We start from the raw sequence: 16,683 nt of genomic DNA on the forward strand, positions 1-16,683 counted from the left end.
AGTCGCCCCGGTCCCTCGGGGGATCCGGGGCGAAGGCCTGTCGGCGATCGTGCGGTGGGGCGCTAGCCGGTGACCCCCGGGAACATGTTCATGAACGGTTCCGCGGTCACCGCGATGCCCCGGCTGAAGGGGGCGTCGAAGTCCCAGATGAGGAACAGCATGAACGCGATGGTCGCGGAGAACAGGCCCGCCAGGACCAGCTCGCGTCTGGTCCGCCGGATCTGCAGTGCGAACACCATGCCGATGGTGATCAGCGCCCCGGTGAGCAGGCCCCACCACACCACCGCCGGCATGGTGGCCCCGGTGGAGTCGGCACGGTCGTTGCGCGCCTGGTCGGCCGCGGTCATCTGGTCCAGCAGCGGCTGGTAGGCCTGCGCCTCGAAGTCGTTCTTCGGCTGGTAGTCGGTGACGTCCTGGCGCACCTTCTGCAGCAGCTGTGCGCCGCGGTCGGTGACGCGCTCGTCGTGCGACATCGTCCGCCACTCGTGGTGCACGACATAGCTGACATAGGCGTTGACATCGCTGCGCACCTTGTCACGGACGTCCGGCGGATAGACCCGGACCCGCTCCGAGATCTCGTGCAGCGCCTGGGCCTCGGACTGCACATAGTCCTGCGCGGAGCTGTGGGCCTCCCACACGCCCGCGATGGCGAGGCCCAGGACGATGGCGTACACGACACCGATCCACATCGTCATGTACTCGATGACGTCCGGGGTCTCGCTGGGATCCTCGTCCTCGGGGGCACGTTTGTGCCGCACGACGGTGACGACCACCACCACGGCGCAGGCCGCCAGCATCGCGAGGACGAGAACAAGCCAATCCGGCAACGGATACCTCCAGAAGATGAGCGGGCCGGCGCATCAGCGCGGGCGCAGGGCCGCGACGGCGACGATCGCCGGAACGGTGATGAGCAGGACATAGATGACCGGGGTGGTGTGGCCGGGCGCGCGGTGCGCGGCGGGGTGGGGGTGGTACGCCGGATAGCTCACCGGCCTCGCCGAGGGCGGCGGGGCGGCCTTCGGCTTCGGGTCGGGGGCCGGAGTCGGTGCGGGAGAGGGAGGGGGAGGGGGTGTGGGCCGCGGCGCCGGCGGATCCGGGGCGGGCCGGGCCGGTGGCTTCGGTGTTGGCGTCGGCTTCGGCACCGGGCGCGGAGCCGGCTTCGGCTTCGGCTTCGGCGGTGCCGGCTTCGGGGGCGGTGGCGGCGGGCTGGGGGTCGGTGTGGGCGGGGGCGGGGTGGGCGTCGGGCAGGGCGGCAGCGTCGGCCAGTGGTCGCCGCCTGCGCGGGCGACCGCCACCGTGCCGCCCGTGCCCGTGGAGGCGTACGCGCAGGCGTCGGCCGAAACGCTGCCGACCGGGCAGCCCACGAGGGTCCAGGTCAGGGTCACCAGCGCCAACACCCGTGCGGCGGGCGCGCATCGGGTCACTTCGGGTCCATGCACGCGACGATCATGGGGGTGCGGAACCAGGTCGTACGCCGTAGTGCGCCCGGATTGCTCCGAAGGGAGGACATAGCGCGATCAATGGTTTGACGCGAAGAACAGCGTGATTGGTGCCCTGCCCACGCCATTGCGGGCTCCCCGCGCCGGCACGGGCGGCGGCACCGGTCACAGGGCCCGGAAAGAATTTCCCGAAGAACTTCCGCTCCCCATTGAACGCTCCGGCCCCCTCGGTGCGTACCCATGGCCGTGCGGCGGCGCGGCAGAGCGCTGCAACATCCAGGCATATATGGGGAGTTGGACATGAAGACCTCCTGGCGGACCGCCTCACTGGTGGCCACAGCCGCTGCGGTGCTGGCGCTGACGACGGCGTGCGGTCAGGACAACAGCACCACCCCGGCATCGGCGGCCCAGAACGTCGGGGCCACCGCGCCCGCGGGCAGCCCGACCACCGGTGCCGGGGTCGGCACCGGATCGGGCAACGGTTACGGCGCCGACGGCAACCAGAGCTCCAGCTCCCCGACCGCGGCCGCCCCCGCGGGCAAGCTCACCGTGGCCACCAACCCCGACCTGGGCAGCGTGCTGACCGACGGCGCCGGCCTCACCCTCTACCGGTTCGACAAGGACACCGCCAACCCGCCCAAGTCGAACTGCGCCGGCGACTGCGCCACCACCTGGCCGCCCGTGCCCGCCGGCGACGCCACGGCCGGAGCCGGCATCGACAAGGCGCTGCTCGGCGAGGTCACCCGCGCCGACGGCACCAAGCAGCTCACCATCGGCGGCTGGCCCGCCTACCGCTACGCCAAGGACGTCAACGCCGGAGACGTCAACGGCCAGGGCGTGGGCGGCAAGTGGTTCGCGCTGGCCCCGAACGGGAAGAAGGCCTCCCTGGCCGCCCTGCCCGGTCTCTCCGTCCGCAAGGACCCCAAGCTCGGCGACATCATCGTCGACAAGCACGGCATGACGGTCTACCGCTTCCTCAAGGACAAGGCCTGGCCGAAGTCCGTCTCCAACTGCACCGGAGCCTGCCTGCAGAAGTGGCCGGCCGTCGGCATCGTCAAGCCCGGGGACACCCAGGGCGTCAAGAAGAAGGGCCTGATGGGCTTCACCCGTCCCGACGGTGTGCAGCAGATGACGGTCAACTGCTGGCCGATCTACACCTTCTCCGGGGACAAGGCACCCGGAGACACCAACGGTCAGGGCGTGGGCGGCACCTGGTACGCCGTCTCGCCCGACGGCAAGCCGGTCGGCGCGCCGGGCAACTAGATCACCTCCCCAGGGTCGATCGCCCCGCCCGGCCCGGAGCGCCACCGAAGGTCCGCCCCCTCCGCACCGCACGGAGGGGGCGGACCGCTTTGTGCGCCGGAATCCGTCACACAGCGGTGCCATACGGGCACTTGCCGCAGGCAGTGGCGGGGAACGGACGGTCAATTTCCGGTTTGGGTCGCTCCTTCGCCGGGCGATCAGTAGCCTCAGCTCGAACACCGGATCGCCTGTCCCTGTCGTCCACCCTTGGAGAGATACATGGAGCGCCCCGCCTGGGCCCCACGGAGCATCGACATCACGGTGCCGAGCGTCTCGCGGATCTACGACTACTACCTGGGCGGCTCGCACAACTTCGAGGTGGACCGGGAAGCGGCCCGCAAGGCGATGGAGTTCATGCCGGGCCTGCCGAAGATCATGCAGGCCAACCGGGCGTTCATGCGGCGTGCCGTGCGGTTCGCCGCCGGGGAGGGCATCACCCAGTTCCTCGACATAGGCTCCGGCATCCCGACCTTCGGCAACGTCCACGAGGTGGCCCAGGCGGCCGTACCGGGCGCCCACGTGGTCTACGTCGACCACGACCCGGTTGCCGTCGCGCACAGCCAGGCGGTGCTGGCCGAAAACGCCACCGCGGACGTCGTCGCCGCGGACCTGCGCAAGCCCCAGGAGATCCTCTCCAGCCCCCAGGTGGAGCGGCTGATCGACCGGAACCGCCCGGTCGCCCTCCTCCTCGTTGCCATACTGCACTTCGTGGAAGACGCGGACGACCCCTACGGTGCGGTGGCCGAACTGCGCGACGCGCTCGCGCCCGGCAGCCTGCTGATCCTCACCCATGCCTCGTACGAGGGAATCCCGGTGCCTGCCGAGCGGGCCGAGGGCGCGGTGGACGTATACAAGGACATTCGCAATCCGCTCATCATGCGCTCGCGCGACGAGATCGCGCGGTTCTTCGAGGGGTACGACATGGTGGAACCGGGACTGGTGCCGATGCCGGACTGGCGGCCGGAGTCGGCGCCGGAGGACGAGGATCCGTTCGCCTTCTCCGGGTTCGCCGGCGTGGGGCGTACGGCGTGAGCGCCGAGCCGGACGGGCCGGAGGACAGACTGCGCCGGTTCACGACGATCTGGAGCCGGGCGGTCTACCCGGTGACCTCCACGTCGCTGACCCGAGCCGAGTTCGAGGAACAACTGCTTCCGCTCGCACGCCGGTTGAGCGAGCTGCTGCGGGCACACGGCTTCGACGCGGACGGTGCGAAGGGGGTCGGCGCCGCCCTGGTCGGCGCGCACTGCACCGACCCCGAGGCGCTGACCCGGACCCTGGACTGCGTGGACGCCTACCTGGTGCTGTACTGCGCCGGGGACGGCCCCCAGGACGAACCGCGCCTGCGCTGCTCGCGGTTGCAGCACGCGATGGCCGCCGGATACGCCGGGGCGCTGCGCGAACGCACCCTCGCCGAGCAGGAGTCCATCGCCCAGGCCGCGCTCAGGGCCCAGGGCGTGGTCGCCCAGGCGCTGCACGCCAGCGAGGCCCGCTTCCGCGCGGTCTTCGAGGGCGCCGCCATAGGGATCGGCATCGCCGACCTCGACGGCAACGTCCTGCAGGTCAACGAGGCGCTGCTGCGCATGTTCGGCCAGTCCGACCACGCCCTGCGCGGCCGCCGCGTCCAGGACTGGGTGCACCCCGAGGACGCGCCGCAGACCTGGAAGCTGTACGACGAGCTCGTCCGCGGCGACCGCGAGCACTACCACCTCGAAAAGGCCTTCAACCGTCCCGACGGCACGGTGCTGTGGACCAACCTGACGGTCTCCCTGCTGCGCGACGCCGACGGGGATCCGCAGTACCAGCTCGCCCTCATGGAGGACACCACCGAGCGCCGGCTGCTCAACCTCCGGCTGCGCTACGAGGCCACCCACGACGCGCTCACCGGCCTGCCCAACCGCTCGCTGTTCTTCGAGCGCCTGGAGAAGGCGCTGAACGCGGGCGAGGGCCAGCGCTTCGGCCTGTGCTACCTCGACCTGGACGGCTTCAAGACCGTCAACGACAGCCTCGGACACGCGGCCGGCGACCGGCTGCTGGTGGAGGTCGCCGACCGGCTCCAGTCCTGTGCGACCGCGCCCGGGGAGATGGTCGCCCGGCTCGGCGGCGACGAGTTCGTGGCCCTGACCACCGGTCCTGGCACCGAGCGCAAGGTCGACGAGCTCGCCGAGCGCATCATGAACGCCCTCGTCACGCCGGTCAGCATCGACGGCCGTGACCTGCTGGTGCGCGGCAGCCTGGGCATCGTCGAGGGCCCGGCGGGCGAGCGCACGGCGGCGGAGGTCCTGCGGAGCGCCGACATCACCATGTACCGGGCCAAGTCCGCGGGCGGCAACCGCTCCGAACTCGCCGACCCGGAGGCGGACGCCCGCGCGATCACCCGCCACGGCCTGACGACGGCCCTGCCCACGGCCCTGGAACGCGGTGAGTTCTTCATCGAGTACCAGCCGCTCGTCCACCTCGGTGACGGCAGCGTGCGCGGCGCCGAGGCCCTGGTGCGCTGGCTGCACCCGCAGCACGGCGTCCTCGGCCCCGACCGCTTCATCCCGCTCGCCGAGCACACCGGCCTGATCGTCCCGCTCGGCCGCTGGGTCCTGGAGGAGTCCATCCGCCAGGCCCGCGCCTGGCGAGAACGCCATGGCGAGGAGACCACCGCCGGGCCCCTGCGCATCAACGTCAACCTGTCGCCGTGCCAGCTCAGCCATCCCGGCCTGGTCCAGGACACCGTCGACATCCTGGAACGCGCGGGTGTCGCCCCGGACGCCCTGTGCCTGGAGGTCACCGAGTCCGCGCTCATCGGCGCCGACGACGACCTGCTCAAGCCCCTGCACCGGCTGGCCGAGATGGGCGTCGACATCGCCCTGGACGACTTCGGCACCGGCTACTCCAACCTCGCCAACCTGCGCCGCCTGCCGGTGCGCATCCTCAAACTGGACCGCTCCTTCACGCGGGGCATGCAGCAGTTCCCCGCCGACCCCGTCGACCTGAAGATCGTCGAAGGGATCGTCTCGCTCGCCCACAGCCTGGACCTGGCGGTCACCGTCGAGGGTGTGGAAACCGGCGCCCAGGCCGAACAGCTCCGGATGCTGGGCTGCGACACGGCCCAGGGCTGGTACTACGCCCGCCCGGGCCCACCGGACCGCCTGCACGACCTGGCCCTGGTGGACGCGACCGGCTGATACGGGGGTGGGGGGCTCAGCCCCCCACCGGGGCGCGGACTGTGGCCGTCACCGCTCGAGAAGCATCCGCTGCAGCTCCCGTGCAGCCCGCGGCGGCGCCACGTCACTCCGGTGAGCCAGTGCGATGGCGCGCTGCAACCCGGGCCGGGCCAGCGGAGTCACCCTGAGCCCCTGCCCGGACCGCGTGGCGACCATCCGCGGCACCACGGCGATCCCCAACCCCGCCCGGACGAACCCCAACACCGCATCCATCTCGCCCCCTTCGACCGCGAACTCCGGCTCGAACCCGGCGGAACGGCACGCCGCCACGGTCAGCTCCCGCAGGTCGTAGCCGTGCCGGAACATCACCAGCCGCTCGCCCTCCAGATCGGCGATGCGCACCACCCGCCCGCCCCGCCCGGGAGCCGGCGCCTCGGGTGAGGACACCACCACCAACTCCTCGCGCAGCAGCTCCACCGTGGTGAGCGCCGGAGACGGAGTCGGCAGGGGCAGGACGACCAGCGCAAGATCCAGGGCGCCGCGCGCCAGCTCCCGCACCAGGTCGTGCGAGCCGCCCTCCTCGATCAGCAGCTGGATGCCGGGATAGCGGTCGTGGAAGGCGCGCAGCACATCCGGCAGCAGGCCCGTGCACAGACTCGGGGTCGCCCCCAGCCGTACCCGGCCCCGGCGCAGCTGCACCAGCTCCTGCACCTCGTACCGGGCCGTGTCCGCGTCGGCCAGGATCCGCCGGGCCAGCGGCAGCAGCGCCTCACCGGCGTCGGTGAGCGTGATGTTGCCCCGGGCGCGCAGGAACAGATCCGCGCCCAGCTCCCGTTCCAGCGCCTTGATCTGCTGCGACAGCGACGGCTGGGCGACATGCACCAGCTCGGCGGCGCGGGTGAAGTGCCGGGTCTCGGCGACGGCGACGAAGTACTGGAGCTGCTGGAACTGCATCCTGCAAGGATAGCTCGTGCCTATGGAAACAAGCTGGTCCATGTCTTGGACTGATCGGGACCATCGGCCCTAGCGTTCTGGCCATGGCTCTGGCAACGCGGACGGACCGACGGCCGTCCATGGCGCGCACGATGTGGGACTCCACCGTCGGCAAGAAGACCGTGATGGCCGTCAGCGGCCTGATCATGCTGCTGTACCTGGTCGCGCACATGATCGGCAACCTGAAGATCTACTTCGGGGCGGGCGAGTTCAACCACTACGCCCACTGGCTGCGCACCATCGGCGAACCCTTCATGCACTACGAGTGGACGCTCTGGCTCATCCGGATCGTCCTCGTCGTCGCCGTGGTCGCCCACGCCACCTCCGCGTACCAGCTCAGCCGCCGCGACATCAGGGCGCGGCCCAGCAAGTACGTGCACAGCAGGCCCCGGGCGAGCTACGCCACCCGCACCATGCGCTGGGGCGGGATCATCCTCGGCCTGTTCATCGTCTGGCACATCCTGGACCTGACCACCGGCACCGTGCACTCCGGCGGCTTCCAGGAGGGCCACCCGTACCAGAACGTGGTCGACACCTTCTCCACCTGGTACGGCGACGTCATCTACATCGTCGCGATGCTCGCGCTCGGCCTGCACATCCGGCACGGCTTCTGGAGCGCCGCACAGACCCTCGGCGTCGGCAGCCGCGCCCGCGACCGCGCCCTGAAGACCGTCGCCAACGTCCTCGCGCTGCTGCTCACGGCGGGCTTCATCGCCGTACCCGTGGGCGTCATGACCGGAGTGGTGAGCTGACATGACCGAATACGTGAACTACGCGATGGGCGAGCCGGTCACCGACTCCACGGCCCCGTCCGGCCCGATCCACGAGCGCTGGGACAAGCGCCGCTTCGAGGCCAAGCTGGTCAACCCCGCCAACCGGCGCAAGCACACGATCATCGTCGTCGGCACCGGCCTGGCCGGCGGCTCCGCGGGCGCGACCCTGGCCGAACAGGGCTACCACGTCGTCCAGTTCTGCTACCAGGACTCCCCGCGCCGAGCCCACTCCATCGCCGCGCAAGGAGGCATCAACGCGGCGAAGAACTACCGCAACGACGGCGACTCGATCCACCGGCTGTTCTACGACACCGTCAAGGGCGGCGACTTCCGGGCCCGCGAGTCCAACGTCCACCGGCTCGCACAGATCTCCGTCGAGATCATCGACCAGTGCGTGGCCCAGGGCGTGCCCTTCGCCCGTGAGTACGGCGGCCTGCTCGACACCCGCTCCTTCGGCGGTGTCCAGGTCTCCCGCACCTTCTACGCCCGCGGCCAGACGGGCCAGCAGTTGCTGCTGGGCGCCTACCAGGCCCTGAGCAGGCAGATCGCCGCGGGCAACGTGGAGATGCACCCGCGCACCGAGATGCTGGACCTGATCGTGACCGACGGACGGGCCCGGGGCATCGTGGCCCGGGACCTGGTCACCGGGAAGATCGACACGTACTTCGCCGACGCCGTCGTACTGGCCAGCGGCGGTTACGGAAACGTCTTCTACCTGTCGACCAACGCCATGAACTCCAACGCGACCGCGATCTGGCGGGCGCACCGGCGCGGCGCCTACTTCGCCAACCCCTGCTTCACGCAGATCCACCCCACCTGCATCCCGCGCACCGGCGACCACCAGTCCAAGCTGACCCTGATGAGCGAGTCGCTGCGCAACGACGGCCGGATCTGGGTGCCCAAGGCCAAGGGCGACACCCGCCCGCCGAACCAGATCCCGGAGGACGAACGCGACTACTACCTGGAGCGCATCTACCCGTCCTTCGGCAACCTGGTCCCGCGTGACATCGCCTCCCGCGCCGCGAAGAACGTCTGCGACGAGGGCAGGGGAGTGGGGCCCGGCGGCCAGGGCGTCTACCTGGACTTCGCCGACGCGATCCGGCGGATGGGCCGGGGGGCCGTCGAGTCCAAGTACGGCAACCTCTTCGACATGTACCAGCGGATCACCGACGAGGATCCGTACGAGGTGCCGATGCGCATCTACCCGGCCGTGCACTACACGATGGGCGGCCTGTGGGTCGACTACGACCTGCAGACCACCGTCCCGGGCCTGTTCGCGATCGGCGAGGCCAACTTCTCCGACCACGGCGCCAACCGGCTCGGCGCCTCCGCGCTGATGCAGGGCCTGGCCGACGGCTACTTCGTGCTCCCGGCCACCATCAACGACTACCTGGCGCGCAACCCCCACCAGGACCCGGTCACCGCAGACCACCCGGTCGTGCGCCAGGCGCTGGCCGAGACGGAGGACCGGCTGAACCGGCTGCTCTCCGTCGACGGCGACCGCACCCCCGACTCCTTCCACCGCGAAGTCGGCGAACTGATGTGGGAGTTCTGCGGCATGGCCCGCACCGACGCGGGACTGCGCAAGGCCCTGGAGCGCATCCCGCAGATCCGCGAGGAGTTCTGGCGGCGCATCAAGGTCCCCGGCACCGGCGAGGAGTTCAACCAGTCGCTGGAGAAGGCCAACCGGATCGTCGACTACCTGGAGCTGGCCGAGCTGATGTGCCTCGACGCGCTGCACCGCGCCGAGTCCTGCGGCGGCCACTTCCGCGAGGAGTCCCAGACCCCGGACGGCGAGGCCGCCCGCCGGGACGAGGAGTTCGGCTACGCGGCGGCCTGGGAGTTCACCGGCACCGGTGCGGCACCCGTCCTGCACAAGGAAGACCTCGTCTTCGAGTACGTCCACCCCACCCAGCGGAGCTACGCATGAAGCTCACCCTGCGCGTCTGGCGCCAGAAGAACGCCGACGCTGAAGGCGCCATGTCCACATACGAGGTGGACGGCATCTCGTCCGACATGTCCTTCCTGGAGATGCTGGACGTCCTCAACGAACGGCTCATCCTGGCCGGTGAGGAGCCGGTCGCCTTCGACCACGACTGCCGCGAGGGCATCTGCGGCGCGTGCTCCCTCGTGATCAACGGCGACGCACACGGGCCGGAGCGCACCACCACCTGCCAGCTGCACATGCGGTCCTTCGAGGACGGCGACACGATCGACATCGAGCCGTGGCGGGCGGCGGCCTTCCCCGTGATCAGGGACCTGGTGGTGGACCGGTCCGCGTTCGACCGGATCATCCAGGCCGGTGGCTACGTCACCGCGCCCACCGGGTCCGCGCCGGAGGCGCATGCCACACCGGTGCCGAAGGCCGACGCCGACTTCGCGTTCGAGCACGCGGAGTGCATCGGGTGCGGGGCGTGTGTGGCCGCGTGTCCCAACGGCGCGGCGATGCTGTTCACCTCCGCCAAGGTCAACCACCTGAACGTGCTGCCTCAGGGCGCGCCCGAGCGGGAGACCCGTGTGCTGGACATGGTGGCGCAGATGGACGCGGAGGGCTTCGGCGGGTGCACGCTGACGGGGGAGTGCGCCACTGCCTGCCCGAAGGGCATCCCGCTGGTGTCGATCACGAACATGAACAAGGAGTGGCTGAGGGCCACCCGGAAGGCGGGGAAGCGGTAGCGCCTGCGCGGGAGGAACGTTCGCCGGAGTGGCGGGCGGGCGGGGTCGGGACGGTGCTCTCCCGGCCCCGTCTGGTTTTCCCCCGGCTGCTCCCTTGGTCGCTCAGCGTGCGCTGTCCGAGGGGCGGAACCGGTTCCGGTACTCGGTCGGAGTGATGTCCAGGCGGCGGCGGAAGGCTCGTATGAGGGTGTCGATGGTGTTGAAGCCGCAGAGTGCCGCCACGCGGTCAAGGGTGTCGTCCGTCGTCTCCAGGCGGTTGCGCGCCGCTTCCAGGCGGGCGGATTCGACGTAGGCGCCCGGTGTGGTGCCGAGTTCGTCGCGGAACAGCCGGTTGAGCTGTCGTTCGCCGATGCTGGCGTGGGCGGCGAGATCGGCGACGGAGAGCGATCCCGCGATGTTCCGCGTGATGTGCAGACGCAGGTCGTCCATGCGGCGGGATGCGGAGCCGGCTTCGATGGGCACGCTGAACTGACTCTGTCCGCCGGGGCGTTTGAGGTACATCACGAGCTGGCGGGCGACGCGCATCGCCGCGGGCTCGCCGAAGTCCTCGGCGACCAGGGCGAGCGACAGGTCGAGGCAGGCCGTGAGCCCCGCGCCGGTCCAGACGTTGCCCTGCCGGATGAAGATCGGGTCGGCGTCGACCTCGACGGACGGATGATCCGCGGCGAGCTGCTGGGCGGTCGACCAGTGGGTCGTGGCCCGCTTGCCGTCCAGCAGGCCGGCGGCGGCGAGGAGATGCGCACCGACGCAGACGGAGGCGACACGCCGCGACCGGCCGGCGAGTTCCTTCACCCGGACGACCACGGCCGGGTCCACCAGGGCGTGCACCTGACGCCGGTCGTCGACGTCGACGGAGCCCGGGACCACGAGGGTGTCGATGCGGCGAGTGGCCGCCTCGTCGAAGGTCACGTCGGGCAGGACCCGTACGCCGGCCGCCGTGGTGACGGGTGCCAGGGTCTCGGCCGCCAGGACGACGTGGTAGCCGGTGTCACCGTCCAGCTCGCGGCGCAGCAGGGCGAAGACCTCGGGTGGTCCGGTGACGTCGAGCAGGTCGACGCCCTCGAACAGCACGATGACGATGAATCTTCGGATCAGGCTCATTCGGTTCCCCCGTGGACGTCCGGGCAGCACGTCATTTTCTGCAAGTAGTACGACATTGCCGCCAACTGTGCCGGATCGTAGCGTCTACTCGGCCACCACAGATGGCCAGAAACTTCCGATGTGTGTTTGTGAGAAGGGATAGTTGTGCCTTCGAAGACCCTGCGCGACCTCAGCGCCCTCGACCAGACCCCGGCGTCGCTCGCCGACTCGACGCTGATCCTGATCGACATCCAGAACACGTACACCCAGGGCGTCATGGAGCTGGAGGGCTGGGAGCCGGCCCTGGACCAGGCTGCCGAGCTGCTGGAGCAGGCCCGCGCGGCGGGTGCCAAGGTCATTCACGTCCAGCACGACGGCGGGCCGGGCAGCCCGTACGACCTGGACGCCGAGGTGGGCCGGATCCACAAGAAGGTCGCGCCCCTCGCCGGTGAGCCGGTCGTCACCAAGCAGGCGCCCAACGCCTTTCACGGCACCGACCTGGGCGAGCTGGTGGACGGAGCCGGGAACACCGATGTGGTGCTGGCCGGCTTCATGACGCACATGTGCATCGCGTTCACGGCCCAGGGGGCGTTCCTGCGGGGCAACCGGCCCACGGTGGTGGCCGACGCCACCGCCACCCGTGCCCTGAGGACGGACGTGGCCGAGGTGTCCGCCGAGCAGCTCCACCACAGCGCCCTGGCGACGATCGCCGACCTGTACGGCGTGGTCGTACCGTCCGCCGCGTTCCTCGGCTGACGCCGGCCATGTAACTCCGTTGCGGAGAACGGCGCTTGCCCTCCGGCACCGATGGGGGCAAGCGCCGGACACAACGCGCGTAGATGGGGATATCGCGCGCCATTCCAGAGGGGGAAGACCGAAAGTGCCCACCCGAAGAACCGTCCTCGGCGCCGCCGCCGCTGTCGGCGCCACCGCAGCTCTCACCAACCTGACCACGGCCGGTGCCGCGCACGCCGGCACGGACGCCGACCGGAAGACCGCCGCACGTGACAACATCCGTGCCGTCGACACGGGCATGCGCGGCAACTACGACACCCTGCGCGCCAACCTGACCAAGCACCTCGGCCCCGTCATCATCGTCAACAACGACATGGTGGGCGGCACCTACCACCTTGTCGACAACGGCACCGTGCTGGAGCGGATCCGGCCCGTGGACGAGGTCTTCGAGCTGGCCAAGTCCATCGCCCACACCCCGCTGGGCATCTACTCGATCTGCGCGCCCTACCTGGACCCGAAGAACATCCCGGCGTCACAGGCGAAGTACATCGATCCGCACGACCTCGCCATGGTCGCCTCCACCGGGCCGAAGGACACCGGCTGGACCGTGCCGCTCCAGGCCTTCGCCGACACCCTCGACACCGCCCGCGCGACGCTGGAGGAAGCCGGCCTTCCCACCGACCTGCACGACTCCTGCGCGTTCATCCTCGACCACGCGCACGACTACATCGCGGACACGATCCGCACCCGCGAGTTCGACATGAAGTCCTTCGAGGACTTCTCCAACGCGGTCTACCCGAGCATCCGCACCAACATGTACTGGTCGTCCAAGGTGCAGATCCAGGGCGTCGGCAACCTTCTGACGCGCTGGCGCAAGCAGGTCGGGGACGACGCCTGGTCCGGGCTGTACGCGGTGGTGCTGTCGCTGTGGACCACCTACGAGCTGAACCAGAACAGCATCATCATCAAGAACTACATGAACCAGGACAAGGTCGGCTCGCATCTCATCGACCTGATGACGGCGCAGCCCCCCGCCGACCCCGTGGCCGTCGCCCTGGACAACCTCGCGCGCATCGTCCAGGACAACATCGCCGCCGAAATGGTCTTCGCCGCCGACCAGACCACCGCCGACGCCCTCAAGGGCAGGCAGGACCTCCTCTCCACCGAGATCCTGCGTCTCCTCGGCGGCGGCACCACCGCCTCCGGCGCCGCCGCTCTCACCAAGGGGCAGACCAACCAGCTCGTCTGCCCGTTCCACAACCGGTCGGCAGCGACCCCGGCCCTCGTCTGAGCACCCACCGGCCCGGCGCCACACACCGAAGGCTTCCCCCCCGTCACGGAGACACCGTCTGCGCCCTGGGGGAAGCCTTCGGTCATGTCCAGGGGGAACAGTGAAGAACTCATCCGTCATTCACCGCGCGAGAGGACTCCGGGCACTCTGCGGCCTGGTACTCCTCGCACTGAACCTACGAGCCGCCATCACCGGCGTCTCACCCGTCCTCGGCCGGCTCCAGCACGCCTTCCACCTCACCGGAACCCAGGTCAGCGTCCTGACCACGCTGCCCGTGCTGTGCCTCGGCGTCTTCGCCTCGCTCGCCCCGCCGACAGCCCGGCGCATCGGCGCCGAAACCACCATCACCGCGGCGCTTCTCCTGCTCACCACGGGCATCCTGCTGCGCGCCCTCCCCTCGACGGTGCTGCTGTTCACCGGCACCGTCCTGACCGGCGCCGGAATCGCCTTCGGCAACGTCCTCGTCCCCGTCGTGATCAAACGCCGCTTCGCCGGCCGGGTCGGCTCCCTGACCGGCCTCGCCATGATGCTCATGGCATCCAGCGGAGCCATGGGCGCGGGCCTCGCCGTCCCCCTGAGCCACGCCGTCGGATGGCGCATCGCGCTGGCCGCATGGTCGCTTCCGTCCCTGCTGGCCGCGCTCGTCTGGAGCCCGCTGGCGGCGCGCGGCCGGCCCGACCCCGCCCCGCGCACGGCCTCCGCCGACGACACGGGCTCACTGCTGCGCTCACCGCTCGCCTGGGCGGTCGCCGGGTTCCTCGGCCTGGTGTCCCTGATGTTCTACGCACTCACGGCGTGGCTCCCCGAGATCATGCACGCCGACGGGTTCGCCCCCGCCGAGGCCGGGCTGATGGTCTCGGTCCTGCAGATCATCGGCGTCCCGCTGGGCTTCGCAGTCCCCGTCGTCGCCGCCCGGCTGACCACACAGCGCCCGCTCGTCATCGCCGTCGCCGCGGCCAAGGCCGTCGCCCTCCTCGGCCTGCTCTTCGCGCCGCACGCCGGATGGCTGTGGATCTGTGTGCTCGGGCTCGCCACCGGCAGTGCCTTCCCGCTCGCCTTCACCCTGCTGAGCCTGCGCTCCCCCACACCGCAGATCGCGGCCCGGCTGTCCGGCATGGCCCAGACCGGCGGCTACCTCGTGGCCGCGGCGGGACCGCTGACGATCGGCCTCCTGCACGGCCGCACCGGCGGATGGACGGCGCCCCTGCTGCTCCTGCTCGCCCTTCTGCTGCCGGAGACCGTCGTCGGACTGCTGGCCGGCCGCCCCGCGCTCGTCCAGCCCACCCGCACGCCCGGCGTGAGCGACGAACTGCCCGAACTCCAAGCGGTCCCGTGACGAAGGAGGGCATGCCCCCGGACATCCCCGTCGTGGAAGGCGTACGGCCGGTCGTCCGCATCCGCACGGCCGGTCGTCCGCATCCGCACCGAGCACGGCCCAGCGGCCGCGCCCCCGGCGTTCAGCATTCCCACATCCGTTCTCCGGCCGGCGGTCACACGCCGGCCAACCGGTGTCGGAAGAACAGGAGCGACGAGCCGTACGCACCCGCTCGCCGTCGTCGCCGAACCGGCCCGTGACCAGGAGAGAGCCATGACCGGCGTTTCCACCCTCGACCGCCCCCCGCAGCCCGCGGCACCGACCCGCTACACCGTCACCCTCGCCCGTGACGAGGACGACGTGCGGGCCGCGCAGCGGCTGCGGCACGACGTCTTCGCCGGTGAGATGGGGGCCCTGCTGGCCACGCCGCAGCCCGGCCTGGACGTGGACGCCTTCGACGCCTACTGCGACCACCTGCTCGTGCGCGACACCGGCACCGGACAGGTCGTCGGCACCTACCGGCTGCTGCCGCCGGAGCGGGCCTCGGTCGCCGGCCGGCTCTACTCGGAGGGCGAGTTCGAGCTGGCCGCGCTCGACCCCATCAGGCCCGGCCTGGTCGAGGTCGGCCGCTCCTGTGTGCACCCCGACCACCGCGACGGCGCCGTCATCGGCCTGATCTGGGCCGGGATAGCCCGCTACATGGTCGACCGCGGGCACGAGTGGCTGGCGGGCTGCTGCTCGGTGCCGCTCGCCGACGGCGGCGCCCTGGCGACGGCCACCTGGGAGCGGGTGCGCGCCAAGCACCTGGCACCCGAGGAGTTCCGGGTGCGGCCGCTGCTGCCGTGGGCCCCGAACGCCGAGGCCCCGGCCGGGCACAGCGAGCTGCCCGCCCTGCTGCGCGGCTATCTGCGCCTGGGCGCCTGGGTGTGCGGCGAGCCCGCGCACGACCCGGACTTCGGGGTCGCCGACCTGTACGTGCTGCTGTCGATGCGCCGGGTCAACCCGCGCTATCTGCGGCACTTCCTCTCCCTCGTGCCGGCCTGATGAGCGTCTGGCTGCCCAGCGCGCCCTGCACCCCGGGCGCCTGTGTGGAGCAGGCCCGGGCCGCCACGGCCGTACCCCGGGCCGTGCTGCGGCTGACCGCGGTCGCGGTCCTGGTGCTGGCCGGGCTCGTGCTGTCCCCGCTCGGCGGGAGGATTCCCGCCGAGTGGGTCAGGCGGTGGTGCCGGGCGATCGTGCGGGCCGTCGGCGTCCGGGTCCGCTTCACCGGCACGGCCGCACCGGCCGGCGGGCTGCTGCTGGTCGCCAACCACGTCTCGTGGCTGGACATCCCGCTGCTGACCGCCGTACGCCCCGCCCGGATGCTCGCCAAGACCGAGATCCGGCAGTGGCCGGTCGCGGGTGCCCTGGTGGCACGCGGCGGGGCCCTGTTCATCGAGCGGGACCGGATCCGCGCCCTGCCCGGGACGGTCGCCCGGATCGCCGACGCGCTGCGCGAGGGAGCGGCCGTCGCCGCGTTCCCGGAGGGCAGCACCTGGTGCGGGCGGGCCCACGGCCGCTTTCGCCGGGCCGTCTTCCAGGCCGCGCTCGACGCCGGCGTACCCGTGCAGCCGGTCGGCCTGCGCTACCGGCAGGAGGGCGGCGGGCCGAGCACGGCGGCGGCGTTCGTCGGCGAGGACACCCTGCTCGCCTCCCTGTGGCGGGTGGCCCGCACCCGGGGCCTGGTCGCCGAGGTGGACGTCCTCCCGGTCATCCCGGCCGGCCGCCACACCACCCGCAAGTCCCTCGCCCGGGCCGCACAGCCCGGCCGCGTGGGCGAACCGGACTGGACACACGCCGCGTTGGTGCCGTAGCCGCGCAACGGCGCCCGCGAGGTGACCCGTCGGGGCTCCAGACGCGCATCAACAAGCAGGTGATCCCCTGCAAG

15 protein-coding genes are annotated in these 16,683 nt (G+C 71.1%); 11 read left to right on the forward strand and 4 right to left on the reverse strand.

Annotated features, from left to right (window positions below; all coding sequences use genetic code 11):
- Window positions 1-62: 62 nt before the first annotated feature.
- Window positions 63-827 carry a bestrophin-like domain gene (locus ACWDEN_RS27845; protein ID WP_351609816.1) on the reverse strand — a complete coding sequence of 255 codons (765 nt, stop codon included), beginning with the start codon at window positions 825-827 and terminating at the stop codon, window positions 63-65.
- 33 nt (window positions 828-860) lie between these two features.
- Window positions 861-1,439 (reverse strand): hypothetical protein, encoded by a 579-nt coding sequence (locus ACWDEN_RS27850; RefSeq protein ID WP_450860420.1) that lies wholly within the window; start codon window positions 1,437-1,439, stop codon window positions 861-863.
- 300 nt (window positions 1,440-1,739) lie between these two features.
- Here ACWDEN_RS27850 and ACWDEN_RS27855 point away from each other — a divergent pair, with 300 nt between their 5' ends.
- From ACWDEN_RS27855 to ACWDEN_RS27865, 3 genes are all read left to right on the forward strand, one after another.
- A complete protein-coding gene (locus ACWDEN_RS27855; RefSeq protein WP_351609810.1) occupies window positions 1,740-2,702 on the forward strand; it encodes an SCO0930 family lipoprotein in 963 nt (320 codons plus the stop codon).
- Window positions 2,703-2,960: 258 nt separating this feature from the next.
- Complete coding sequence (locus ACWDEN_RS27860) at window positions 2,961-3,773, forward strand: SAM-dependent methyltransferase (protein WP_351609807.1); 813 nt, start codon at window positions 2,961-2,963, stop codon at window positions 3,771-3,773.
- A complete protein-coding gene (locus ACWDEN_RS27865; protein WP_450860423.1) occupies window positions 3,770-5,914 on the forward strand; it encodes a putative bifunctional diguanylate cyclase/phosphodiesterase in 2,145 nt (714 codons plus the stop codon). The genes ACWDEN_RS27860 and ACWDEN_RS27865 overlap by 4 nt, the downstream gene beginning before the upstream one ends.
- A gap of 48 nt (window positions 5,915-5,962) precedes the next feature.
- Here the strand turns inward: ACWDEN_RS27865 and ACWDEN_RS27870 are convergent, their stop codons facing one another.
- Window positions 5,963-6,847 (reverse strand): LysR family transcriptional regulator, encoded by an 885-nt coding sequence (locus tag ACWDEN_RS27870; protein WP_351609802.1) that lies wholly within the window; start codon window positions 6,845-6,847, stop codon window positions 5,963-5,965.
- Window positions 6,848-6,966: 119 nt separating this feature from the next.
- Here ACWDEN_RS27870 and ACWDEN_RS27875 point away from each other — a divergent pair, with 119 nt between their 5' ends.
- From ACWDEN_RS27875 to ACWDEN_RS27885, 3 genes are read left to right on the forward strand one after another with little or no spacing between them, the layout of a single operon-like run.
- A complete protein-coding gene (locus tag ACWDEN_RS27875) occupies window positions 6,967-7,638 on the forward strand; it encodes a succinate dehydrogenase (RefSeq protein WP_450860466.1) in 672 nt (223 codons plus the stop codon).
- 1 nt (window position 7,639) lies between these two features.
- Window positions 7,640-9,589 (forward strand): fumarate reductase/succinate dehydrogenase flavoprotein subunit, encoded by a 1,950-nt coding sequence (locus ACWDEN_RS27880; protein ID WP_450860425.1) that lies wholly within the window; start codon window positions 7,640-7,642, stop codon window positions 9,587-9,589.
- The gene (locus ACWDEN_RS27885) at window positions 9,586-10,335 is read left to right on the forward strand and encodes a succinate dehydrogenase/fumarate reductase iron-sulfur subunit (protein WP_450860427.1); all 750 of its coding nucleotides are present in this window, start codon (window positions 9,586-9,588) and stop codon (window positions 10,333-10,335) included. Before ACWDEN_RS27880 ends, ACWDEN_RS27885 begins: the two co-directional genes overlap by 4 nt.
- A gap of 102 nt (window positions 10,336-10,437) precedes the next feature.
- Here the strand turns inward: ACWDEN_RS27885 and ACWDEN_RS27890 are convergent, their stop codons facing one another.
- The gene (locus ACWDEN_RS27890; RefSeq protein WP_450860429.1) at window positions 10,438-11,436 is read right to left on the reverse strand and encodes a GlxA family transcriptional regulator; all 999 of its coding nucleotides are present in this window, start codon (window positions 11,434-11,436) and stop codon (window positions 10,438-10,440) included.
- Window positions 11,437-11,580: 144 nt separating this feature from the next.
- On the opposite strand from ACWDEN_RS27890, the gene ACWDEN_RS27895 reads away from it, so the two are divergent.
- The 5 genes from ACWDEN_RS27895 (at window position 11,581) to ACWDEN_RS27915 (ending at window position 16,609) form a co-directional block, all read left to right on the forward strand.
- Window positions 11,581-12,171, forward strand: a complete 591-nt coding sequence (locus ACWDEN_RS27895; protein WP_450860431.1) for a cysteine hydrolase family protein — start codon at window positions 11,581-11,583, stop codon at window positions 12,169-12,171.
- A 124-nt stretch (window positions 12,172-12,295) separates the two neighbouring features.
- Window positions 12,296-13,441, forward strand: coding sequence for a hypothetical protein (locus tag ACWDEN_RS27900; RefSeq protein ID WP_450860433.1), 1,146 nt, complete (start codon window positions 12,296-12,298; stop codon window positions 13,439-13,441).
- A gap of 100 nt (window positions 13,442-13,541) precedes the next feature.
- Complete coding sequence (locus tag ACWDEN_RS27905) at window positions 13,542-14,777, forward strand: CynX/NimT family MFS transporter (protein ID WP_351609786.1); 1,236 nt, start codon at window positions 13,542-13,544, stop codon at window positions 14,775-14,777.
- A gap of 252 nt (window positions 14,778-15,029) precedes the next feature.
- On the forward strand, window positions 15,030-15,800 hold the full coding sequence (locus tag ACWDEN_RS27910; protein WP_351609784.1) for a GNAT family N-acetyltransferase: 771 nt from the start codon (window positions 15,030-15,032) through the stop codon (window positions 15,798-15,800).
- Complete coding sequence (locus tag ACWDEN_RS27915) at window positions 15,800-16,609, forward strand: lysophospholipid acyltransferase family protein (protein WP_450860436.1); 810 nt, start codon at window positions 15,800-15,802, stop codon at window positions 16,607-16,609. Before ACWDEN_RS27910 ends, ACWDEN_RS27915 begins: the two co-directional genes overlap by 1 nt.
- Window positions 16,610-16,683: the final 74 nt, after the last annotated feature.

Source organism: Streptomyces sp. NPDC001153 (genome assembly GCF_053598315.1).

Coding starts and splice junctions, on each gene's coding strand:
- ACWDEN_RS27915 (WP_450860436.1), top strand. CDS start 15,800: ATGAGCGTCTGGCTGCCCAGCGCGCCCTGCACCCCGGGCGCCTGTGTG.
- ACWDEN_RS27870 (WP_351609802.1), bottom strand. CDS start 6,847: ATGCAGTTCCAGCAGCTCCAGTACTTCGTCGCCGTCGCCGAGACCCGG.
- ACWDEN_RS27910 (WP_351609784.1), top strand. CDS start 15,030: ATGACCGGCGTTTCCACCCTCGACCGCCCCCCGCAGCCCGCGGCACCG.
- ACWDEN_RS27855 (WP_351609810.1), top strand. CDS start 1,740: ATGAAGACCTCCTGGCGGACCGCCTCACTGGTGGCCACAGCCGCTGCG.
- ACWDEN_RS27880 (WP_450860425.1), top strand. CDS start 7,640: ATGACCGAATACGTGAACTACGCGATGGGCGAGCCGGTCACCGACTCC.
- ACWDEN_RS27875 (WP_450860466.1), top strand. CDS start 6,967: ATGGCGCGCACGATGTGGGACTCCACCGTCGGCAAGAAGACCGTGATG.
- ACWDEN_RS27885 (WP_450860427.1), top strand. CDS start 9,586: ATGAAGCTCACCCTGCGCGTCTGGCGCCAGAAGAACGCCGACGCTGAA.
- ACWDEN_RS27860 (WP_351609807.1), top strand. CDS start 2,961: ATGGAGCGCCCCGCCTGGGCCCCACGGAGCATCGACATCACGGTGCCG.
- ACWDEN_RS27890 (WP_450860429.1), bottom strand. CDS start 11,436: ATGAGCCTGATCCGAAGATTCATCGTCATCGTGCTGTTCGAGGGCGTC.